Origin of the sequence: Marseilla massiliensis, assembly GCF_023336985.1 — a bacterium.
Lineage (GTDB): Bacteria > Bacteroidota > Bacteroidia > Bacteroidales > Bacteroidaceae > Prevotella > Prevotella intestinigallinarum.
In genome coordinates this window covers 358311-381792 of record NZ_JAMBLP010000001.1, presented here as the reverse complement: position 1 = coordinate 381792, position 23482 = coordinate 358311, and the positions used below count along the sequence as shown (strand labels likewise).

The window sequence follows — 23482 nt, the reverse complement described above, 5'->3', positions numbered from 1 at the left end:
CTGACCCATTCATTGCCGCCATGATGCCGGGCGCATGGCCATGGCGCATCAAGCCAACCGCCCGGCAACGGCAAACCAAATGCGGCACCACGGATGGATGGCATAGCCTGCGGCCACATGTCGGTGCCTCGGACAATACGGCCCAGCCACATGCATCGCCAACGCCCACGGAGGGCTCTCGGGCAAGTGCCGTTTTGCATCACAAAACGGCCTGTTTTACACCCTAATACGGCCCGTTTGGCATGGCATAACGGGCCGTTTTGGAAAGCCCCCGGCAACACCCCGGCGCCACGGTCGGCCGGTTGGCACCGTCAGAGGCCATAAATCCAGAGCTTACACGAGGTTTTTCGACAGAAAATGCTTACTTTTGCATCGGCAACGGACGGCAATGCAAAAGCATGACCAACGCCCGCAAAAGAAACAAAATCAACAACAAAAAATCAACTGAAAGGACATTTATATGTATAGAATCCAAGCAAACATGTCGGGCACACGATTCATCGACGTGAGCGACGAGCACCTGCAGACGATAGAAAAATACAGACTGTTTGACGGTCTGGTAGACAGCAACGGCTATGTGGACGAGAATGTGCTTGAAAAACTGAAACTCAACGTTCGGGCAATGCTCGAGTCGGAAGCCGGAAGAGACAAGGCTCTGCTCGACCTTTGCCTCGACGTGATATACCATCCTAACATGAAGGCCATCGGACTGAAGCGCCTCGTGGCCTTGGCCAACGAGCACAGGGCGCAAACCGACGACAACGGGCCTGCCGAAGACCAGGCGGCAGAACACTGACGAAGAGGGCCCGGGATGGAATACAGACTGACAGACTTCCTGCCAACAACCAAGAAGGAAATGGAACTGCGCGGCTGGGACCGCGCAGACATCATACTGTTTTCGGCCGACGCATACGTAGACCACCCTGCCTTCGGCGCTGCCGTCATCGGGCGGACGCTCGAACGGGCCGGATACAAGGTGGCAATAGTGCCCCAGCCCGACTGGCACGGCGACTTCCGCGACTTCAAGAAACTGGGCGAACCGCGCCTGTTCTTTGGCGTGGCCCCCGGATGCATGGACTCTATGGTAAACAAATACACGGCCAACAGGCGGCTGCGCTCTGAAGACGCCTACAGCCCCGACGGCCGCCACGACATGAGGCCCGAGTATCCAACCATCGTTTACTCGCAGATATTGCGCAAGCTGTTTCCAAACGTGCCTGTGGTGCTTGGCGGCATCGAGGCCTCGCTGCGCCGGCTCACGCATTACGACTACTGGCAAGACTCTCTGCGCAAGTCGATACTGTGCGACAGCGGTGCCGACATGATAATCTACGGCATGGGCGAGAAGCCTGTGGCAGAACTGGCGGCGCGGCTTGACAGGGGCGAACCGATAGGCGCGCTGCGCGACATTCCACAAACGGCCGTGCTGTGCACCGAAGACAACATACCCGGAGGCATTGGCGATGCCGACGTGATGCTACACAGCCACGAGCAGTGCCTGGCCGACAAAAAGGCACAAGCTGAGAACTTCAAGCACATCGAGGTGGAGTCGAACATGCTGCATGCCAGGCGCATATTGCAGCAGGTGGGCAAAAAGTGGGTCGTGGTCAACCCGCCATACCCGCCGATGACCACCGAAGAGATTGACGCCTCTTACGACTTGCCATACACCAGGGTGCCCCACCCCAAGTACAAAGGCAAGCGCATACCGGCCTACGAGATGATAAAGCACTCGGTCAACATCCACCGCGGATGCTTCGGCGGGTGCGCCTTCTGCACCATATCGGCCCACCAGGGCAAGTTTATAAGCAGCCGCTCGAAAAAGAGCATACTCAACGAGGTGAGGCAAATACTGAAAATGGACGACTTCAAGGGCTACATATCCGACCTCGGCGGCCCTTCGGCCAACATGTACGGCATGAGCGGCAACGACAAGGCACTGTGCGCAAAGTGCAGGCGCCCCAGTTGCATACATCCGCAAATATGCCCCAACCTCAACACCGACCACAGCCGGCTGCTTGACATTTACCATGCCGTCGACGCGCTGCCCGGAATAAAGAAGAGCTTCATAGGCAGCGGGGTGCGCTACGACCTGCTGCTGCACAAAAGCAAGGACGAGAACACCAACCGGGCCGCTCGCCTTTATACCGAGGAACTGATAAGGAAGCACGTGAGCGGAAGGCTCAAGGTGGCACCGGAGCACACAAGCGACCATGTGCTCAGGCTGATGAGGAAGCCTTCGTTCGGCCAGTTTCAGGAGTTTAAGCGTATATTCGACAGGGTAAACCGTGAGGCCGGGCTCAACCAGCAAATCATACCTTACTTCATAAGCAGCCACCCCGGATGCCACGAAGAAGACATGGCCGAGCTTGCCGTGCTGACCAAGCGCATGGACTTCCACCTGGAACAGGTGCAGGACTTTACGCCAACGCCCATGACCGTAAGCACCGAGGCATGGTATACGGGCTGCCACCCTTACACGCTCGAACCTGTATACAGCGCCAAGACGCAGGCAGAGAAACTGGCACAACGGCAGTTTTTCTTCTGGTACAAACCTGAAGAGAGGCGCAACATAGAGCGATCGCTCAGGGCCATGGGCCGCCCAGACCTGATAAAGGAACTGTGCCCGCCGCACTACCCTAACGGGCGCTACAGGAACCGAGGCAACGAAACCATGCCTGACAACACCCCAAAACAAACCTATGAGGATAATAGAACAAAGCATCGTGGCCAAAAAGCCACAGGCGGAGGCAGAAGACGGTATCGTGGCAACCGATGACTTCGTTGCCGTGATAGACGGAAGCACCAGCAAGACCGCCACACGCATAATGCCCGGGGTGACCAACGGGAGGCTGTGCATGCAACTGATAAGCCAATACATACGCCATGCCGACAGAGGGCTGACGTGCAAGGGGTTCTGCGACGGTGTGACCGCCAGCGTCAGGAGCCACTACGACGAAAGCCTGCTGTCGCGGCTCGAATGCCATCCCGAAGAAAGGATGACGGCCAGTTGCATAGTATACAGCCGACACAGACACGAGGTGTGGATGATTGGCGACTGCCAGTGCATGGTTGACGGCACGGCATACGAAAACCCCAAACCCGACGAAGCCGCCATTGCCGGCAAACGTGCCGCCATTGCCCAAGGCATGCTCGACAACGGGGTTGCCACCGTAGACGGACTGCGGGACAACGACTTGGCAAGGCAGGCCATAATCGGCGAACTGATTGAAAGCATGGGCAACCAAAACAAGACCTATGCCGTGGTCGACGGATTCAGCATACCCGCCAGCAAGGTGCGCATAATACGCATACCCCGGACGGCACGCGAGATAGTGCTGGCGTCCGACGGCTACCCTCACCTAAAGCCAACCTTGGCTGCATCGGAAGAGGCTCTGGAAAAACAACTTGCCGCCGACCCGCTTAACATCTGGCTGTTTAAGGCTACCAAGGGATGGATGGCCGGCAACAACTCTTTTGACGACCGCACCTACATCCGGTTCAATCCATAAACGCGCACAGGCCGTTGGAGCCAACAATGGTTGCATGCATCCCGGGTGAATATTGCTTGTCTGGCCCGGCACAAGTGCAGCCGGCCGCGACAAGGCAAAGCGGAAAGCAATTTGGCGGAAAGGGCTTGGAGGCTGGTTGGTGGCTTAACCACAAACAGGTCATTATTCCCCAAAGAGGCAACATGCGATTGACGTGCAGGTTGTTTGGCGTAACTATAATGGGCGTAGCGTACCAAGCAGGGACGAAGCGTAGGGAAAAATGCCGCCAAAAGGCAGCAAACGCCTGGGGAACAAGACATTAACAATGAAGCAAACGCACCGCTCAACCATGACGTTTCTGTGGCAGGACAACACCCGGAAATGACATTTGGCGGTTTATCCGACTATTTGTCATGAATACAGGGAGCACCGCTATCGCGGCGCTCCCTGTATTCATCCCTTTTGCCAACACCCGGACATGCCGGCATTGGCGGGGCAGCTCAAGCCTTGAACAAGTCGTCTATTTCGGCAATCTCATCCTCGTCGAACCACTTTGTGAGCTTGGCCTTCGCCTTATCCTTTATCTCCGGGTCGACGTCGCCCCACACTTTCTTCAACACATAAATCAACACTGCAAGGTCGTCGGTGAGCCCTGCTATTGGTATTGCATCCGGAATGACGTCAAGCGGGCTTATCATATAGCCCAAAGCACCAATGATGATGGCCTTGTCTGTCTTCGAGACCTTGTCGCTTTGCAGTGTGTAAAACAGGATGAATGCGGCATAAACCAACTTTGCCCCGGCCCGCTTGGCTATCCGGGAAATCTTGTCTACAAAGTCATTTGCAGAAAAGCGGTTGGCATAACTCATAAAATCAGGTAATTCCATAATACACTAAATTAAGTTGTTTTTATTATTGTGTTATAATTCTCAATATGCGCAAGCCCGCATGGCTGGGGTGTTTCTGAAGGTAACGGTACAGTGTCATGGGCTCATCCACCACCTTGCGGTGAATCATCGAGGCGTTGAGCAGGTGCAGTCCGTCGGCATGCCACACGGCAAAGCCAAGGTGGGCTATGTCAAGGCCGCCCTTGTTGCTGACAATGGCTATTATGTCGCCGTCATTTATCACACCGCGCAACAAGGCCGCATTTGCCACCGACGCCTTCGGTATGTAGCGAAAAGTGGTTCCGCTCAGCGCCCGCTCCTGATTCCTTATGTCCGCAACAAACTCCGGGTGAAGCCTCAGCGCCTTGTACGACCGGCTGTTTTTGCTCATGTAATATATGTTGAGCTTCTTCACCGCCGTAAATGGCGGCACGGGGCCCTGTATGTCTGCCACCACGCCCATGGCCGTCTTGTCGGCAATCCAGTCGCTGAAGTAATGCAGCCGGCTGGTATATCCGTCAAGCTTGCCGCGGCGGTACCTCAACTGTTCAAGCACCGCCAGGAAGTCGCTGAATGTGTATCGCTTGCTGCCGGCGCACAGAGTAAGCGCCGTCACGTTCTCTACAAGGGTGGTACAATCCAGCTCGCGAGTGTTCACAACAAGCCGTTCAATGTCATTCTTTTCCAGCGTATGAGCCACATAAGGGCGCCCGATGAACTTGCGCGCGAAGAAAAGCGCCATGTTGCCTGTGGCCTTTCCGTCTTTCGCCTCGGCCAAGACACGCTCTATGAAAACGCTGTCTACAGGCAGGAAATCTGCCTTTGAAGCCGCCTGGCAGACTTCGACAGATGCAAAGAGCAACAATATGAGCAGTGTTCTGAGTATATTCATTTATTCCTGTACCCCTTCTTCAATCCAAAATTATATCCTATGTAAAAGTTAAGGCTGCCAAAAACATTGTTTGTGGCAAACCTGTTCTTGCGATAATTGTACGAATGCAATATCGCACTGGCACCCGCATACCAACGCGTATTGTTGTATACAAGGCCGAAACGCCCTATCCCGTCGATGTTCACATTGTTAAAACTGAATCCCCGGTCGTTGTTTCCGCCAATGTTGCCGTGGGCATGCTTGTATGCCAAGGCCACCGACGCACTGGCGCAAAACAGGAATCCCTTGGCAAAGACCCAGTTGTATGCATAGCCTCCCGATACGCTCACATCATAATACTTGACGCTGTTGAACATGAGCCCGCTGTCTATCTTGACCGTGGAAGGCTTGCAATACTGCGCCACAACATTCTGCAGCTTGGCGTAGTCGAGCTCAATGCTGTTGCTTGTATAACCGATGCCGGCGAGCCACGAGCCGCAACTTATCTTCTGGCACGTGCTCTGTGCAAATGCCGCCGGATATGAAAAGCGTTCGTGGTTGAATATGTAATAAAGGTTAATCCCCGTTATCCCGACGTTGATGCCGTCGAAAGCGACGTCTACCAACCTTGAAACGTCAACTCCGTCGCCAAGGTATGCGTTCCTTATCTTATAATCGCTGCCCGTCCGTCGGTAAAACAAGTCGACACCAATCTGCGAACTATAGATGCTGAACTCAAGCTCACGCTTCTTTCCGCTGTCGCCAAAGCCAATGTGCTTCAAGTCGAACGTGTAGCCGAGAAAGAACCACCGCCACCCCATATACGGCCCGATGCGCATGGCCATGTCGGGCGACAGCGTCACCGCCTGGCCCGAATTGCTGCGAAGCCGGTATATGTCATAATTGAAAGTTGACTGTAACATGACAGTGAAATTATAATGCTGTGGCTCTATGTAGTTTGTGTCTATGGCACTGAACCCGCACACCAGCCTCTTGACCCAACCGAGTTCGTTGCGCTTACCCCTTTCTGAGGCGGAGGCAAACAGCGCAGAACCAATCATGAGCACTATAAGACACAGGCGGCACGACATAAAAACAGCAAGCTAAAACTTCCCCAATATCTGGTCCATAGCCCAGTTAACAGGCGTTGCCGACACACTGGTGCACGTGCAGACCGACAGGCCCTGCAAGTGCTCAATAACGCGTTTGATGAGCGGATACTGCACATAGGCTGGATTGGGCACGCTGATGCTCTCCTTGCCTGCGCTCGTATGCAACACTATTGGGTCGTAATTGAAAACAGAGAAGCTAACCTGCCCCCTGTTGCCAATGACCTCAATGCGGTCCTCACGGGCCGACTCATGGGCCACAAAGCACCATGACCCACTGCCGGGAAGGCCGCTTTCAAACCTAAAGCACGCACTTACGGAATCCTCGGCCTTGTACAGTCCGCCCCTGTTTGCACAGATGCCGTTAGCCTCTATTATCACTCCGAACATATTCTGGAGCATGTCCAGCTGATGCGGAGCAAGGTCGTAGAAATACCCTCCGCCCGCTATGTCCGGCTGCAACCGCCATGGCAACTGTCCGGCATGCTGGTAGTCAAGGTCGCGCGGGGGCACTGCGAACCTTATCTGGACGTTGATCACGTCGCCGATGACACCGTCGTCGATAATCGACTTCACCTTTTGGAAATACGGAAGATAGCGCCTGTAGTAAGCCACGAAGCAAGGGACGCCGGTCTCCTCGCTTACCCTGTTCACCCTGGCACAGTCTTCGTAGTTTGCTGCCAGGGGCTTTTCCACATACACGGGCTTGCCTGCCTTCATTGCCATAATGGCGAATGTGGCATGGCTCGACGGTGGTGTGGCAATGTATATGGCGTTGACGTCCGGGTCGTCGATAAGCTCCTGAGGGTCTGTATACCACTTGCTGATATGGTGGCGCTCGGCGTAGCTGCGTGCCTTGTCCTCGCTACGGCTCATGACGGCCTCTACGCTGGAGCCTTCAACCTCCGAAAAGGCAGGCCCGCTCTTCGTCTCTGTGACTTCCCCGCAACCGATAAAGCCCCATTTCAATATTTTCATAATTAGTATTAATTATTTCCGCAAAGATACGAAAAAAACACTACCTTTGCAAAACTGAAAGGGAATAATATCAAAAAATATGAAGAATCAGACTAAAGGCATCTTGATGAAAAGCCGCAGCGCAAGCGCTTGCATCAAAGAAGGCTATGGGCTTTACACCAAGAATTTCAGGAAAACGATGAGCTCTTCATGGCTTACGGCCCTGCTCTATTCGCTCGTGTGCAGTGCGCTTTGCACCATCCTGACTGCATATCTGCCTGAAACGATAACGCAAACGATGGCTACCAGGGCAACCAACTCTGCCTTGCCAGCCAACGGCATCGTTGTTGCTGCGGTGATACTCGCCTTAATCATCATTGGCGGACTATTTGAAATTGCAACATACTCGTGCGTGATTGCACAACTGAAAGATGAGTTCAGCAGCATCAGGAAAGTTGGGAAATGGAGACTTCCGGCCTTAGACCGCACAACGTTTGTGCGCACACTCATCGCAACAGTTGCCAATATGCTTATTGTAGTGGTACTTTTAGCCATCATAGTCATACCAACAGGCATGCTGCTCGGTATGCCGTCGGGCGCCGGCGACATAAGCACCAAGTCGCTCATAGTGATAGCTTTAGAGCTCATTGCCATCATGATGCTTGTCTTGCCGATGGCATTTGTTAGCATGAAGTACATCATCCGCACAGACACCCGCCTGTGGCGGCTGATTGCAACCGACTACAAGGTGGGGCTCAAGCACTTCGGCTTCATACTCATAGTGTCGGTTGTGAGCTGCATTGTCATCTGCCTGGCAGAGTATGTACTGGCCTTGCCTGCCTCAATACTGACCACAGCCAACTACCAAGCGAACATCGGAGTGTACTACGGCGACCCGCTCGGCATGCCGGGATACATCAATTACATATCTGCCGTGGTGTTCTTCATCGCAGGGTTCATACAGATTTACATCCGAATATCAGCCTTGTTCACATCATACTATATGTATGGCTCGATAGAGCAGCAGGAAGAAGAGCGCAGGAAATTCAAGGAATCGGGAATGAACCAAAGTCAAATAAGCATGTTGCCATGAAGAAACGGGTATTATTCATCGACCGCGACGGCACCATAATAGAAGAGCCGGCGGATGAGCAAATCGACTCTTTCGACAAGCTCAAGTTTGTAAACGGAGCCATAAGAAACCTGGCTTTCATACGCGAGAAGCTCGATTTCGAGTTTGTGATGGTCACCAACCAAGACGGCCTGGGCACAGACGCTTTCCCGGAAAGCACCTTCTGGCCTGTCCACAACTTCATGTTGCAGACCCTCGAAGGCGAAGGCGTGGTGTTCGACGACATTCTCATCGACCGGCATTTCCCTGAAGACAATGCCCCGACGCGCAAGCCAAACACCGGGTTGGTGGAAAAATACATGAACGACCCCGGCTACGACATGCAGTCGAGCTACGTCATCGGCGACCGCGACACCGACAGGGCGTTTGCCGAAAACATCGGCTGCAAAGCCATAACCATAGGGCGAGACGGCATGACGTGGGCCAAGATAGCCGAAATGCTTTATGCCGGCGAGCGCAGTGCCGAGGTTTCACGAGCCACCAAGGAGACCGACATACACGTAAACATTAACCTCGACGGCTCCGGGCGCTGTGACATAAGCACCGGACTGGGTTTCTTCGACCACATGCTCGAGCAGATTGCCAAGCACGGAGGCATTGACCTCACCGTCAGGACAAAGGGCGACCTCGACGTCGACGAGCATCACACGATAGAAGACACGGGCATTGCGATTGGCGAATGCCTGCTTGCTGCCTTAGGCGACAAGCGCGGCATAGAGCGCTACGGCTTCACGCTGCCCATGGACGACTGCCTTTGCTCCGTCGCACTCGATTTCGGCGGAAGGCCGTGGCTGGTATGGGATGCCGAATTCCGCCGCGAGCGAATAGGCGACATGCCCACCGAGATGTTCCTGCATTTCTTCAAGAGCCTCAGCGACAGCGCCAGGATGAACCTCAACATAAAGGCTGAGGGCACCAACGAGCACCATAAGATAGAGGGAATATTCAAGGCTTTCGCTCGCAGCCTGAAGATGGCCGTCAGGCGAGACATCTACCACTACGAACTGCCCAGCACCAAGGGGCTGCTATGACGAGGCCGCGCGCTGGACTGCGTGCTGCCCAGCCCTGCGCCGGCGCAAGCCGTCAACCACAGCCGCGGTGGGCCGGCAGCGCCATGGCGTTAGTCGCGGTGCAGCCACGACATGAGCGAATTGAGCCACCTGAAGGAAAAGCGGAACCACCTGTATGTGCTTACCGGCTTGCCGCCAAACTGCAGGATAAACTCCCGGTAAGGGTTTTTCTGGAAAGGCAAGCCTACATCCATGAACGAGATGTGGGCATAGCCGTGAGTGTGGGAGTATTTTATGGCATGCCATACGGTCAGCACGCTGGGATGCAACCTAAGATACGACTTTCTCAACGATGCCGAATACCACAGATAGGCATTGCTGCCCGAGAAGACACAGGCGCAACATCCTATCACCTTGCCCTTGTATTTGGTAAGGAACAACTTTCCGTTGTCAGTCTTCATCAGTTCCCTGAAAAAGTTGGCGTCGGGGATATACCGCTTCGGCTTCAGCCTGTTGTGCTTGCGGAGCAACCTCGAGAAAGCCACAAGGCCTTCCTCACCGTCAACAGCCACTACCTCGGCCCCCTTGTCGCAGGCCTTCACAATGCGCTTGCGCATTTTTTCCGAGAGGCGCTCTTCGGGCCTCCTGCTGTGCAGCGAATTGTGGATGTTGAGCCAATGCACCGGGAAGTAGCCGCACCGGCGAAACACACCATAGCCGAACATCTTTGAAGACAGGTGGCTGAACTCTATGTAAGCCACCCTGTTCCCGAGCTTCTTGGTCAGCGCGTGCAGCATGCGCAGAAACAAGTCTTCCTTGGCCAAGGCGCATTCCTCATATTCACCCTCACCCATCACGAGGCAGTGGGAATAAAGGAACGGCGGCAAAGGAACGGCCCGATGGCGCACCACGCCCACCAGATGGGCAACCACCCGGCCCCCTTCGGCCGTGACCACTGCAAGATACGGCTTCATCCGCGGCGTCCTTTCACAAATACGAAAGAGCGTTAGGCTATGGAAGAAGTTATGACACTCCATACGAGGCAAACCTTCCAAACTGCTGTAAATGGTCGTCCGCAGATTTATCATACCGCAAAAATAATAAATATATTCTAAAAACGCAACTCTATGTAATATTTTTTGAACCAAAACACTTACCTTTGTAATACATAACACCGTGGTCGGCCATAATGCAGCACGCGGCGCAAAGCCTGCCGCAGCCCGCCGGGGCCACAGCGCAGACAACACGGCAAACAGGCAGACAGTTGGCTGCCCGAACCAGCCGCGGGCCCACCCCGGAGGCCGCGGAGGCTGCAATGGCATGGAACACCAACCGGCGCCACATCAATCAGGCCGCACATACATAAGACAACATCACGATATGACAGACTTCAAAGACTTAGTGCAGGCGCGCAGGAGCCACCGCAAGTTTGCACCCGACGAGATAGACGCAACCCAACTCGAGCTCATACTCAGGGCTGCCCTAATGTCGCCCACTTCGAAAGGGCAGCGGGCATGGCAGTTCATAGCCATTGACGACAAGGCAACGATAGAGAAACTGGCCGACTGCAAGGAGCACGGGGCAAGTTTCCTGAAAGATGCCCCAGTGGCCGTGGCCGTATGCGGCACGCCGTCACTGAACGACTGCTGGGTTGAAGACGGCTCTATTGCCGCCATATCAATGCAATACCAGGCAGAAGAGCTTGGCCTGGGCTCATGCTGGATACAGGTGCGCGGGCGCAGCCTTGCCGACGGAACCCCTTCCGAACTCGTGGTCAGGGGCATATTGGGATTGCCCGAAGAGCTCGGCGTGCTGTGCATCATTGCCCTGGGCCACAAGGCAGCCGAACGCAAACTGCAGGACGAAACAAAGCTTAAGTGGGAGAACGTGCACATCAACGGCTATCGCTGACACGCCAGCCAAGGCTTGCAGCATGCAGGCACCGACAATGAGACAACCATATTTTATTAATCCTGAGATAACACTTTGACAGACATGAAAGTCGTTTTGATTGGTGCGGGCCGGTTGGCCTACCATCTGGGTGGCGCCCTTCTCTCGGCCGGGCACGACATTATGCAAGTCTACAGCCGCACAATGGAGTCGGCAAGCCGTGTGGCCGACATTGCCGGCGGCTCACCCACTAACCGCATTGCCGACATAAAGGCCGATGCCGACGCATACATAGTGGCGGTGAAAGACTCGGCACTGCCCAACCTGATACCGCAGATATGCAAGGGGCGCGAGCAAAAGGTGTTCTTGCATACTGCCGGAAGCATACCCATGGACGTGTTCAAGGGCATGGCCCTACACTACGGGGTGCTCTACCCCCTGCAGACATTCAGCAAGGAACGCAAGGTAGACTTCCGCCCTATACCATGCTTCGTAGAGGGCAACGACGACTATTCCGTTGGCGTGGCCACCGAACTGGCCAGAAGCATAAGCGGCAACGTGAGGCTCATGTCGTCTGAAGAGCGGCGCTATGTCCACCTGGCCGCGATATTCGCCTGCAACTTTGTAAACCACTGCTACGCGCTCTCGGCCGACATACTGGCCAAGCACGGGCTGCCGTTCGACATCATGCTACCGCTCATCGACGAGACGGCGAGCAAGGTGCACGCCATGTCGCCGGCCGAGGCACAGACCGGGCCGGCCATGCGCTACGACGAGAACGTGATAAGAAACCAGAGCCGCTTGCTGGCCAACAACCCTTTCGTAAAGGAGATTTACGACCGCATGAGCATTAGCATTCACCAAAAGGCAATAAGCAATGATTAATTACGACCTTGGAAAGATTAAGGCCATAGTGTTCGATGTCGACGGAGTGCTGAGCCAAGACACCATACCCCTGCACCCGGGCGGCGAACCCATGCGCACGGCCAACATAAAAGACGGCTACGCCATACAGCTGGCCGTGAAGATGGGGCTGCGCATAGCCATCATGACCGGAGGCGACACGCAGAGCGTGGTAAAGCGCTATTCGCACCTGGGGGTGGCCGACATCTACATGAAGTGCGCCGTGAAGATAACCACATACAGGGAGTTTACGGCAAAATACTCGCTCGCCGACGACGAGGTCATGTACATGGGCGACGACATACCCGACTATGAGGTGATGAAGCAATGCGGCTGCCCTGTGTGCCCGGCCGACGCCTGCACAGACATAAAGGAGGCAAGCATATATGTGAGCAACGTGTGCGGGGGGCGAGGATGCGCGCGCGACGTGATAGAGCAGGTGCTGAGGGCACAAGGCAAATGGCTCCAGACGGAAAAGGCCTTCGGCTGGTGAGCAACATAAAAATGGCAAATAAAAACTACCGACAATGCTTGAGAATCTGAACAAATACAACATCGTGCTGGCGAGCAACTCGCCGCGCAGGCGGGAACTGCTCGCCAAACTGGGCATAGACTTTGAGGTAAGGGTGCTGCCCGACATTGAAGAATGCTATCCCGAAGGGCTGCCGGCCCACGACATACCGCTGTACATCGCGGCGGAAAAAGCCGAGGCCAACAAGTCGCAAATGGGAAAAGACGACCTGATAATCACTGCCGACACGGTGGTGATATGCGATGGCAAGGTGCTCGGAAAACCGGCCGACGCCGCCGAAGCCCACCACATGCTGTCCATGCTGAGCGGAAAGACCCACCAGGTGGTCACCGGCGTTTGCATGATGAGCGCAGAAAGGCAACGCAAATTTGCCGTCACAACCGACGTGACATTCAAGGAACTCTCTGCCGAGGAGACGGATTACTACATCGACAAATACCAACCATACGACAAGGCCGGGGCCTACGGCATACAAGAGTGGATTGGCTACATCGGGGTGACGGAGATAAGCGGCAGTTTCTTCAATGTGATGGGCCTGCCTGTGCAAAGGGTGTATAAAGAACTACTTATGTTTTAAAAAGGCATAAAATGCAAATTTATGGATTAAAATCATTGCATATATGAATAAAAAGTTGCTGTATTGTTTGGTGGTTTAAATTATTAGGCGTACCTTTGCAATCGACAACTAGTAATTTTAATCTATATTTATCATTTTCCTATGAGTTATCTGTCTGTGAAGATGGATAACTTTTTTATTTCCACCCACCGCTGATTCCACCCCCACCACGGCCACCTGCCGCCACCGCAAGCCATGCTCGGCAAAACAATACGTGCCATTTGGCGATGCAAAACGGGTCGTTCAGCAACGCCATACGGGTCGTTCGGCAGCGCCGAACAGGCCGTATGGCCTACAGCCTGGGCATCAGCCGCTTGCAAGCCCGCCACAGACACTGCCCCGACAGGCCCGGCAGCCACGCCATTGGGGGCTAAGCCGCGTGAACAAAAAGCGGGCCGCGCACATCACTGCGAACGGCCCGCACATTTCTTTAAAAGAAATCCGATTTGAAATGTATGTATAATAATATACGTAGATATAATGATTAGGTCTGAACCTCGTCGGTAGGGTGGCCGCAGAGCTGCCGCGGCGGCCTACCTCACAGCCACCTTCCGGGTCTCGGTAGCGCCCCCCAGCCCAACACGGGCCACAACGACGCCACTGCCCAAGCCCGTGATGCGGCACACGTCGCTGCCGCCGGCGTCGACACTCTTGACCAAAGCCCCCGACGCCGAATAGACACTGACGAGGCCCAACGGCCTTGAGGCTGTCACAATCAGTTCGCCTGGCGCCACCGAATATGCGCTCAGGTCTGACGCCTCAACGCCCGGACTGGCAATGGCCGAGGCAGCCGGGCCGTCGCAGACGATGAAGAACCGACCGTGCGACGGGCCTGTCAGCGTAAGCTCATAGCCATCGGTGAGCGGGGTTTCGGTTGAGGTCTCCGCGTCGTATAGCCGCGGGTTGAGCAGCTCGCCGGTACCGGCAAACGTAAGCGTGGTGGTTGTGCCGTCGCTGGCAAACACACCCATGGGTATGCGGCGGGCCGCCACGACGCGGTTGACCGATGCCGCCGTAGTGCCGGCCACGGTGTAAACCAGCGGCACGCCTGTTGCGTTGCCGGCAAGGTCGGTCATCAGCTGAGCATCCTCGCCGTCGCAGAAACCGTCGGCGGCATTGCCGTCGTAGGCCAGCACAGCCCCGCTGCTCCTGCCGTCGGCAGTGGCCGTGATGGTAAGGGCCGCCAGACTGGCCGCCGACCGGCCGCCGGCACCTTCAAGCATCTGCATGTCTTTGTCAAACGAAACCGACGTGGCGGCACCCTCGCCTTTCAGCTTCACGAAGATTGCCCCGTACGGCCCTACCAGCGGGTTGCCGTCGGTGCTGAGCCAGTTGCCGCCATGCGCCGAACCCACCACGGGCCCGTCCTCGGTCTCAATCCAGTAGATGCTGTCGAGGTTGGCGTTTGCATCAATAAACTTCCTTATGTCGAGCCCGCACATAAATGGGTTGCCCACCATCATGTAAAGTCCGTCGGCCGATGGCGTCAGCACGGCCTCTACCGATGGGGCCGGCCTGAGCTCCTTGGGATTGCTGCGGTCGAGCAGTCCGCTGACAAACAGGCGTCCCTGGCCGGAGCGGTCGATGGTGCCTGTGCTCACGTCGTAAGACAGGTCTGCCTTGGGCATGCGGAACACCGTCTGGCCGCTGCCCGACGTCTTCATCGAGAACCCTCCGCCGGCAGTGTATGGCACGTGGGCGTCGTTGTATACCGAACTCCACAGCGGGCCGAAGGCCACGGGCGTGTTGCCGCCCCTGTCGTTCTCGACAATGGTAGCCTGGCCGGTCCAGCTGCGCTGGTAGACGGCAGGGTCCAGGCGGTTGTGTTTGCCGCTGTCAAACGTGATGTCCTTGAAATATTCCTCATCGGCCTGCGACCCGTCGGCATTGCCATACCAGTCGCCGGCAACGACACCGCACAACGGCGTGGCCATAAGTGTCCACTGCCTCGACGGCACGGCAACGTCCATCCATGCCCGGTTGTATATCAGTTGCTCGGCATGCAGCAGCTGTGCGCCGTGCTCAAAGTGAATGTCGCGACAGATGTTGACCCTGAACCTCTCGGTGGTTAGCTTGTCGCCCTGCCCGTCTGCGCCGGGGTCGTAAACCATCAGGTCATACTGTATGTCCTTGGTCGGGTCGCCCATGCCCTCAGGCCGCGGGCTGTAGCTGGTGCCGGTCCAGGCTCCCCCATCGGCATAGCCGGCCATGTATAGCTGTGCCCGGCTGCCCTGCGGCATCACCACATTGCTGAACAGCATAGGCACGAAGCCATTGCCGGTCTGGTTTGCCTCGTTGGTTATGTAGCCGCTGCCCTCCGGCTTGTGCAGCTCGGCGCTGTCGGCCCGCCTCCAGTTGCTGTCGTTGTTCCAGTTGTCGTTGGCCCCGCCATTCCAAACCAAGTTCTCGGGCACCACCTTCATGTCTACCGGGAATGAGCCGTAGCAGGTGGTATACACCTCGCCGGTCTCATCGTTCTTCTCTTCAAACCAGGCCACGAAGGTGTAAGTGTAGCCTTCGCGCGGGTTGAAGCTGAAGCCTCCGGCACCTTGCTGTTCCTGCAGGTCGAACTGAATGTCCATATACCCGCCTTCGGCATGGTTCTCTGCGGCCCACAGTTTCTTGATGGTGCCTATGGGGAGGCTGAACTGGTCGAAATCAGCCGACGTGAAATAGTCTTTATACTGCGGGTCGTCAGAGTCGACCATGTATATCCGGTTGTTGCCTTCCTCGCTTATCTCGCCCAGTGCTGTTGCCCCGTCCGACACAATCTTCGGGTTGCGCAGCGACACGCGCAACGACCTTCCGCCCTCTGCCGAGGCTTCCCTTATCTGCCCCAGCCCTATGCGCAGGGCAGGGTTGAAGTCGTCGGCAGGATATTTCACCTCTTCAAACCCGGCGTGCAGCGACGGCGCGTCGCTGCTCACCTTTAGCAGCAGCGGTATGTATTCCCAGCATACCAGCGACCACAGCGAGTCGCTGATGGAGCTGTCGGGCGGCACCACCGTCTGTATGGGCTTCACCACAAGCTGCAACCCGCCGCTGAGCAACGCTATGTCAAGGTCTTCGCGGTGTAGCACCAGCCGGCTGTTCACTCCGCCCGTCTGGCCCCTATCGTTGGCATACTTGCTTATGAGGTCGTATTCGTCTTGCGTAAACCTTACCAGCGTGCCGTCGTCGAGCACCTTCTCGGCGGGCCCGGTGGTCGCATCTATCACGGTGGCGTCGGGGTACAGGCTGCGGAAGTTGGTCAGGGCCACGTCGAGGTTGGTGTCGTAGTCGGGGTCGTCGGTGGCAAACTCCTCTTCTGTGCCGAAGAACCAGTCGAAGTAAACGCCGTCGTCTATTACAAGGTATCCCTCGTTCTCGCCGTCGGCGTTAGGCACACGCACCTGCACAGTGAAGTTGTATATCTGGCCGGCACAGAAGTCTTCGTCGGGGTCTACCACCTCGCCGTTGACCTTGAGCATGGCCTCCGACGTGACATAGAATCGTGTCACAATGCGGCAATCGTCGTCCATCTGTGCCGCAAAAAACTCCATCAGCTCGCGTTCGCCGAGGTTCGGGTCGGCCGGCACAATCAGCATGAGGTATGGCCGGTTGGGCGACAACACCGAATAGAAGTCTACCGTAAGGTTGCGGTTGCCATGGCCGCCGCCCGAACCCGACCTGTAGAAATACGGCTTGCCGTCTTTCATGTGCTGGTAAGCAAAGAAATATTGGCCTTGGGGTATAGTGTCGCTGTCGTGACCGGCAAAGCTGCTGTAGCCTATAGAGTCGTTTTTCTCGAACGTAGTGTTGAAAAACATCGACATCAGCCTTGTGTTTATCACCTGCCCGTCGCCTATTAGCACTATCGAACTGTCTATGGCAGCGGTCTTGTCGGCCAGGTCGTCGCCTAAACCTGCCGAAGCCAGATAATTGTTGTATTTGGTCTCGTCTATGAAGCAGAAGCTGATGCCCTCCTCGTCGCCGGTGCCTTCGCCGCCCAGACGCGACATCAGGCGCTCCCAGTCGAGCTCAATGTTCATCCTTGTGCGCGTGTTGGTGCAGGTATACTCCTTCTGGCTGACCCTTGCGTTGGGCTGGGCTATGTACACTTTTATCTCGTCGAAATAGTAGTCGCCGCCGGTTGTCGACGCACAGTTGTTCTCCAGCTGCAATATGTATGAGTCAAACTGCGAGGCATTGGGGTCGTCGTTAAGGAACGAGAAGTATATCTGGTACCAGTCGTTGGTGTCTGCGCCGGTGCCGGGCACCCCTGTGGCCAGGTGGTACGTGGTGCGTATCTGCCCGCTGGAGTGCCTGTAAAGCGGTGTATACGACTTGCTGCCGTCGGCCTCTTCCTTCACGCCCATTACGGTAAACAGTATGGCTGCATCGTCTGAGCCAGCCTGACCACCACTTTTCATCCAGGCTGTGACAAACAGCTCGGAGCCGGCGCACAGCTTCTCTTCAAAGGGCAGGCGCGCCAGGATGCCCGGACGGTCGGACGCATCGACATAAACAAAATACTTGCCGTCGTCCTTGCCCAATCCTGTGGGAGGCTTGGGAAAATTATCCATCACGTCACCATAGCCTATGTAATCGTTTACAATTGAATAATTGTCGAACTCCGGGTACCATCGCTTCGGACCATTGTAATTGCCAAGGCCGATGTAATCGCCCAACGGAGAGCCATCGAAGAAAGCATAGCTGCAATACTCCCATGCCATGGGGAAATGGAAATAATCGTCCTGTCCATACCCCACCTGGTCGTGAGAGGCATAGCCTTCGTCGAAGGTAAGCTCGGTCAGCTTGGTCAGGTTGTTGGCGTTGTTCATCCAATCTGGCGAACGGAATTCCAGCGAATCGCCGGCACCGATGGCTGCCACCTGGTGCTGGGTGAGCGGAACGGAGCTGGCCGAGAAGGTCAGGTTGAAACGGGCAATGTTGTATATCACCCCTTTAAACGTCTTGGTGACCTTTATTATAGCAGTGGTTCCGTCGGGCACCTCCCATGTACTGTTTGCCCCTGCGCCCTTACGCCTGAACTTTATCACACGGTTGTTGCCCGATATTGTTGCGCTTACCAATTCCAACAAGCCGGTAGCCGCCCCATGCCTGCTGTCGATGTCTATGTCGAGGGCACCTGTGTCTGTGCCGTCATAAGTGCCTTCTACAGGTATTGCGTAGTTCACTGCGTCTTTTGAGAGCGCCACAAGCTCGTCGGTGTGGTCGGAAACATGCTTGTTCGGGAAAGTGATGTCGTACTCCTCGAGGTACTTGTCTGCACTGTTGTCGTCACCGTTTGAATTGTATTTGTCATCAAGCAAACGCCCATGGCCGTTATTCCAGCTGTAAGAGTCGTTTTCGGGGCGTTCGTCAACACCTACTATATAATATATTACGCGAACTGCAAGCGTGGGTTCGTAATATCCATTTTCTTCAAACCGCTTCCTGCAGTCGTCAATGCTCATCTCAGCAGAGCCGTTCGACACAAACTCAGGCATGAAGTCGGTGTAGCCGGAAACATCGCACGCAACGACAAACCAATTGTTGTCGACGTTTGAATTGGGAAACCACGCCTCAAACTGGTCGTTGGTCGGATAATAGAAAGTCATGGAATTGACTATCGACCCCAACGGCCTGCCGACATAGCCATTGTCAAACCTGTAGACATCATCGGATGAATTGGCAGGCGTAAGCAAATCGTAGACACTTGTGCCACCGTGGTCTTGGTGGTTTGTATCGAAGGTTCCGTCTGTGCGATAGCTGTACCATCGCTGATAAGTCTGCACGCTCGATGAATTATTTTTATTTATTGTGGGCAACACCAGATTGGTCGTTGAGCCCTTGTGCATGTATATTGTGTCTATGTAAGTGTGCGCAGCCTGTATCGGCTCGGCCGACGACATGGCGGGTTCGAACATTGGCTGGTCGTCACGGAATGTGCCGAGCACGCCGGAACTCAGGCCGAATGAGTCTTTTATGGCATACCACTTTGAGGCTTTGTGCTTTATAGTTGGTATAAGGCTCGGTTTCGCAACAAACTCAATCTCGTTGATGGCAATTGGCTTGTCATTGCTGTCGGTATGCAAATAAATACGCAATGCCGATGTCGAAACGCTTCCTTTTGAAAAAGCCAGGGTCAATCTGTCATCCCGGTGAGCAAGCGATGAAAATCTCTCGGCGGTGGCCCAACCACCACGGCCGTCGGGTATCTGCACCTCGATTGCGCTCACCTGTTCAAAACTGTCGCCGCCTTCTTCAAACATTATCTCTCTAAACTCCAGCTCGACAACAAAAGACAGGTCAATGTAAACGTCGCCGTTTTTCGACGATACCCACCAGTATGTTTTATTATCGTAGATGGCTGATATGCTGTTATTGCCACTGCCGCTGCCGACGTCAGTGCCATCGGCGGCATGGGCGGCAGCCGATTGTATCAAACGCTTTGTATCCGTGAAATTGATATAACTGTTTTCGCTTACCTGAGCCCGGGCAACCTGCGACATGCAAAGCACTGCCAGGGCAACCCAAAACTTACGTATCATGGTTTTATTTCTCATGCCTGACATCCTCCATTTTCCTTCATTGCACATTTCTTCTAACGTTAACGACCTCTGCCGGCAATCGCCTCAGCCCATAGCGTGTGGCGTATGAGCCTACTCCTGACATGAACTCGGCATCAGATATGTCGGTGGTATTAATGATTACGGTATAATTGCGCTCGTAATTGTTGCCTCCGTCAGACCAACGCGCCACCACGCCAAGCCGGTAGGCATTGCCTGCCGATGCCGTGACATGGCCCTTGACGACATTGCCCGAAGCGTAGCCGTCTTCAAAGACGATGCCGGTGGTTGTCACGGAGTCGATGTTCCAAGTGCATTCGCTGCCCGGAACGTTGTCGAGGCCGTTGAGAGTAAACTCAAACTGAGAGCCTTCGGGTATGCCTATGGTATACGTGTCGGGCTCAAAGTCGGCCTTTACCTGCACCGGGTAGCTGCCAATCGGGCTGACCCAGCAGCGCGCCGAGATGTCGATGGACCAATCGTTGACAGATATGTTGAGCGGGTAGATGTGATTTCGGGGCAATTTTCTGATTGCCGTTTGCGCCGTATAGACAGACGACGGCGTGCCGGCAGTGCTCTCTTCTGTGGCCACAACAACGGTGAAAGGAGCGTCCTGCCGTGTTTCGTTGACGTAGAACGGGCTGACAACTATTTCATCTGAAGCACCGGCTGCGCTTACTGCAATTGTCGTATCGCCATCGAGCTGTACGCCGTCGGGCGTCCCGTCGCCGAACAACGCCACGCGGTTGGCCCAACCGCTGAACGTTAGCCGGCGCACGCTCTTGTAGCTGCCACCGCCTATGGTTATCTGGACTTTGGCTACAAGACGGTCGAGCGACACGGGGATTATGCGTGTGGCAGCCGTCACAAGGTAATTGGTGTTCTTGCCGCTCATGGGTATGAAGCGACCGTTGCCTAAGTCTATCTTCCCCGCCGGGTCGTCGATAGTAGTGCCCGACAGTGCTTCCGCATCGAAAGACGAGCCTACATCATGGCGCTCAAGCTGCGACCACAAGTCGCCATAATAGTCGAAATTGGCAAAGGCATATACGCCGTAGGCGCCCTGTGGTATGTTTATTGGGTCAGAAAGAAACTCGACAAGGGCAGCGTCTTCAGACACATTGTCATCCAAAAACCTCCAGGCAACAGTACCATCGGCATCTACCAGCATGACACAAAGGCTATGTATGTTCTCTCTGTCGCCGCCGGCAACAATGTCGCCGCCGGTATATCCGGTTGCACTGCCGTCGCCGCCGGCCCGCGTGCTTACGTTCATGCGCAGCTCTACATAGTCATCGGCTGCGTTGACGGGGCCACCCTGTTCTTCAGAACATGAGGCTAAGGCCACAAACGACATGACGGCAGCAGACAGAACACCGAACAACGAATGTCTATAATAACCTTTCATAACCATATCTCTTATTGACTTTTTCAATTGGTGACACCGGCAGGAGGCTGTTGCGCCCACCCTGCGGCATCTGTTTCACTGCGGCCGAACACGATGTCTTCGCCGTCAAGCAACACCCAGGCATTGACAGTGGCACGCACACGGAGCGTGGTGTTGCCCGGAACGTCATCGCCTATGGTGTAGATGCTGCTCACTTTGAGCTTGTAGATGTTGTTGCGCACCACCCCGTGCTCCATCACTCCCTCTACGCCATTGTCTTCATCGCCCTGCTGAATGTCGTTGGCGTGCATTATCCACCATGTGTAATAGCAGATGGCATCCTTGTAAGTGCGCACCCCATATTGCGTCAGGGCCTTGCGGGTAGAACTGGGACGCCCCACTCCATCGGGCCAGCTGTCGAGCGTGACGCCGCTGCCCGGGGCATACGAATAGCCGCACCGGGCTTTCATATAAGCCATCCACGACAGCGACTGCCTCTCTTCGTAGGTCAATGTGTCGCTCTTGCCATTGGCCAGGCCGGCAAGATAGGGCCCGTAGCCGGACGGATCGTTGGCCGGAATGGACTCCGCCAGCGCCGAAGCCTCCTCCCACGTCTTGCAGTTCAACTCTTCATACACATCTGAAAACATCAAGCCTGCGGCCGAGTAAAACCAGTCGGCCATGTCTTCCATTGTTGCAAAGAGGCTGTTGGCAAGCTCAAAGAATGTCTGCCCGGCCTTGTAAGACAAATTGCTGAAGCTGTTTTTGACGCTTCCTTCGGCCGGAGTGAAGCGCGCCTTGAACACAATGCCTGTGTTGTAATACTTATTTTCACTGTGGACATCGCCGCCGGGCGTTGTGTTCTCGAGCGTATATCCGGCCCTATACCATGCCCCGTCGACACCACCATCGTCCATTTTGTCGCTCTCCGACCTGTTGCTTACATACCGGTTCCAGTCGTCGGGGTCTTCGGAAAACCACGTGTAGTAAACCCCAAACAGCCTTTCTGCAGCAACACTGCCGCCTTCAGGGACACTTCCGGAGTAATCGGGGATGGTGAATACGGGCTGTCCGATATTGCCGGGGGTCTTAAGCGATGTCCACGGGTCGAGCACATAGTTAGACGCCAAGCCTCCGCCATCTACGGCCTCATCGCCAAGATAGGTGACGCCGGAGCCGGTAGGAGCCTGCGAAACACCGTCGGCCACGCGCTTGAGCAGATAGCTTCCGGCTGTGAGATTGTTGACCAGGGCTGCCCCAAGTATTGATGCCGTAGCCCCTTTATACGCCTCGTCATCACACTGATAGCTTGCCTTTGCACAATAGTCGACACGTGCAGCCATGCGCTCCACGCTCACATCGACCTTGGCTGCGTTGTCGGGGCTGTAGTTGTCTTTGGTGAGTGTAATGGTGGCATCGCCCTCGGAACTCATCAAGAAACGCGAATAACCGCTTTCAGACTCATCCCAACACTCATCAATAATGCGGTCGCGCACCTGTCCGAGCTTCAAGCCGGGAGTGTTCCACCAGCCGTCAGGCGAACCTTCGGCGCCCAGATTGGCAACAGCGATGACATTATACGTGCCATAGCCGAGCTCCACCTGCCGTGTCATGCTGTACACCTTGTCTATGTCATGGCCGTTGCCGGTCTGCCCGGAACCGTCGGTTCCATTCTTCGGGGCGAATGTCACGACCTTTGATATGTCTGTATCGCCAGAGCTGTTAGTTCCGTTGTCGCCTTTGAAAAAGAATGCGATGACGGAGCTAACGGCATTTTCGTAATCCTTACCTCCCTCCTGCCCGTCGCCAACCTCGCCGGCATGTGGCTCACCTGCAGCCCGGGTGGCGCCTTTGCCGGACGACATTGACAATGACAGCGTCACATACGACTTGCTCATGGCGCCATCATGACTTCCCCCTTCGCCTTCGGAAAGGCTGGCGGTATCTGCAGAGCAGCCGGCGAGGGCAAGCGCGAGCAACAGCACTCCGCCCTGTTTGTATCTTTTATTCATCATTGCTGTCATATTCCTTTTTGGTTTAACATGTGGCGGCCACATGCTGGTTTCACGTTGGCCGCTGAACTAAAGCACACCGTAATGACTTATCCACGGCAAGCGGCAATATCATGCCGCACTGCCAACGG

At 55.3% G+C, this 23482-nt stretch carries 17 protein-coding genes; 9 read left to right on the top strand and 8 right to left on the bottom strand.

Annotated features, from left to right (window positions below; translation table 11 throughout):
• Positions 1–460 precede the first annotated feature (460 nt).
• From M3089_RS01465 to M3089_RS01455, 3 genes are read left to right on the top strand one after another with little or no spacing between them, the layout of a single operon-like run.
• The gene (locus tag M3089_RS01465) at positions 461–796 is read left to right on the top strand and encodes a hypothetical protein (RefSeq protein ID WP_249081337.1); all 336 of its coding nucleotides are present in this window, start codon (positions 461–463) and stop codon (positions 794–796) included.
• Positions 797–811: 15 nt separating this feature from the next.
• The gene (locus M3089_RS01460; RefSeq protein WP_249081336.1) at positions 812–2779 is read left to right on the top strand and encodes a YgiQ family radical SAM protein; all 1968 of its coding nucleotides are present in this window, start codon (positions 812–814) and stop codon (positions 2777–2779) included.
• Complete coding sequence (locus M3089_RS01455; RefSeq protein ID WP_249081335.1) at positions 2703–3512, top strand: hypothetical protein; 810 nt, start codon at positions 2703–2705, stop codon at positions 3510–3512. Before M3089_RS01460 ends, M3089_RS01455 begins: the two co-directional genes overlap by 77 nt.
• Positions 3513–3991: 479 nt before the next feature.
• Here the strand turns inward: M3089_RS01455 and M3089_RS01450 are convergent, their stop codons facing one another.
• The 4 genes from M3089_RS01450 to M3089_RS01435 are packed head-to-tail and all read right to left on the bottom strand — an operon-like array spanning position 3992 to position 7336.
• A complete protein-coding gene (locus M3089_RS01450; protein ID WP_205107535.1) occupies positions 3992–4378 on the bottom strand; it encodes a YkvA family protein in 387 nt (128 codons plus the stop codon).
• A 25-nt stretch (positions 4379–4403) separates the two neighbouring features.
• Positions 4404–5270, bottom strand: coding sequence for an N-acetylmuramoyl-L-alanine amidase-like domain-containing protein (locus M3089_RS01445; protein WP_249081334.1), 867 nt, complete (start codon positions 5268–5270; stop codon positions 4404–4406).
• Positions 5267–6310: a DUF4421 domain-containing protein gene (locus M3089_RS01440; RefSeq protein ID WP_262922130.1), complete on the bottom strand. Its 1044-nt coding sequence runs from the start codon at positions 6308–6310 to the stop codon at positions 5267–5269. The genes M3089_RS01445 and M3089_RS01440 overlap by 4 nt, the downstream gene beginning before the upstream one ends.
• Before the next feature lie 42 nt (positions 6311–6352).
• Positions 6353–7336: a Gfo/Idh/MocA family protein gene (locus tag M3089_RS01435; protein WP_205107529.1), complete on the bottom strand. Its 984-nt coding sequence runs from the start codon at positions 7334–7336 to the stop codon at positions 6353–6355.
• 79 nt (positions 7337–7415) lie between these two features.
• Between M3089_RS01435 and M3089_RS01430 the strand changes: the two genes are divergently transcribed.
• Entirely contained in the window at positions 7416–8408 is a 993-nt protein-coding gene (locus tag M3089_RS01430) for a hypothetical protein (RefSeq protein ID WP_249081332.1), read from the top strand.
• Positions 8405–9478 carry a bifunctional histidinol-phosphatase/imidazoleglycerol-phosphate dehydratase HisB gene (gene hisB, locus M3089_RS01425; RefSeq protein ID WP_249081331.1) on the top strand — a complete coding sequence of 358 codons (1074 nt, stop codon included), beginning with the start codon at positions 8405–8407 and terminating at the stop codon, positions 9476–9478. Before M3089_RS01430 ends, hisB begins: the two co-directional genes overlap by 4 nt.
• Before the next feature lie 89 nt (positions 9479–9567).
• Here hisB and M3089_RS01420 read toward each other — a convergent pair whose 3' ends face one another.
• Positions 9568–10431: a GNAT family N-acetyltransferase gene (locus M3089_RS01420; RefSeq protein WP_249081330.1), complete on the bottom strand. Its 864-nt coding sequence runs from the start codon at positions 10429–10431 to the stop codon at positions 9568–9570.
• A 406-nt stretch (positions 10432–10837) separates the two neighbouring features.
• On the opposite strand from M3089_RS01420, the gene M3089_RS01415 reads away from it, so the two are divergent.
• The 4 genes from M3089_RS01415 (at position 10838) to M3089_RS01400 (ending at position 13359) form a co-directional block, all read left to right on the top strand.
• Positions 10838–11368 carry a nitroreductase family protein gene (locus M3089_RS01415; RefSeq protein ID WP_205107521.1) on the top strand — a complete coding sequence of 177 codons (531 nt, stop codon included), beginning with the start codon at positions 10838–10840 and terminating at the stop codon, positions 11366–11368.
• Between the two features lie 84 nt (positions 11369–11452).
• Positions 11453–12232 carry a Rossmann-like and DUF2520 domain-containing protein gene (locus M3089_RS01410; RefSeq protein ID WP_249081328.1) on the top strand — a complete coding sequence of 260 codons (780 nt, stop codon included), beginning with the start codon at positions 11453–11455 and terminating at the stop codon, positions 12230–12232.
• A complete protein-coding gene (locus M3089_RS01405; RefSeq protein WP_205107517.1) occupies positions 12225–12743 on the top strand; it encodes a KdsC family phosphatase in 519 nt (172 codons plus the stop codon). Before M3089_RS01410 ends, M3089_RS01405 begins: the two co-directional genes overlap by 8 nt.
• 34 nt (positions 12744–12777) lie before the next feature.
• Complete coding sequence (locus M3089_RS01400; protein ID WP_249081327.1) at positions 12778–13359, top strand: Maf-like protein; 582 nt, start codon at positions 12778–12780, stop codon at positions 13357–13359.
• A gap of 572 nt (positions 13360–13931) precedes the next feature.
• On the opposite strand, the gene M3089_RS01395 is transcribed toward M3089_RS01400, so the two are convergent.
• From M3089_RS01395 to M3089_RS01385, 3 genes are read right to left on the bottom strand one after another with little or no spacing between them, the layout of a single operon-like run.
• On the bottom strand, positions 13932–19934 hold the full coding sequence (locus M3089_RS01395) for a hypothetical protein (RefSeq protein WP_249081325.1): 6003 nt from the start codon (positions 19932–19934) through the stop codon (positions 13932–13934).
• A 37-nt stretch (positions 19935–19971) separates the two neighbouring features.
• Complete coding sequence (locus M3089_RS01390; RefSeq protein ID WP_249081323.1) at positions 19972–21360, bottom strand: hypothetical protein; 1389 nt, start codon at positions 21358–21360, stop codon at positions 19972–19974.
• A gap of 23 nt (positions 21361–21383) precedes the next feature.
• The gene (locus M3089_RS01385; protein WP_249081322.1) at positions 21384–23354 is read right to left on the bottom strand and encodes an Mfa1 family fimbria major subunit; all 1971 of its coding nucleotides are present in this window, start codon (positions 23352–23354) and stop codon (positions 21384–21386) included.
• Positions 23355–23482 lie beyond the last annotated feature (128 nt).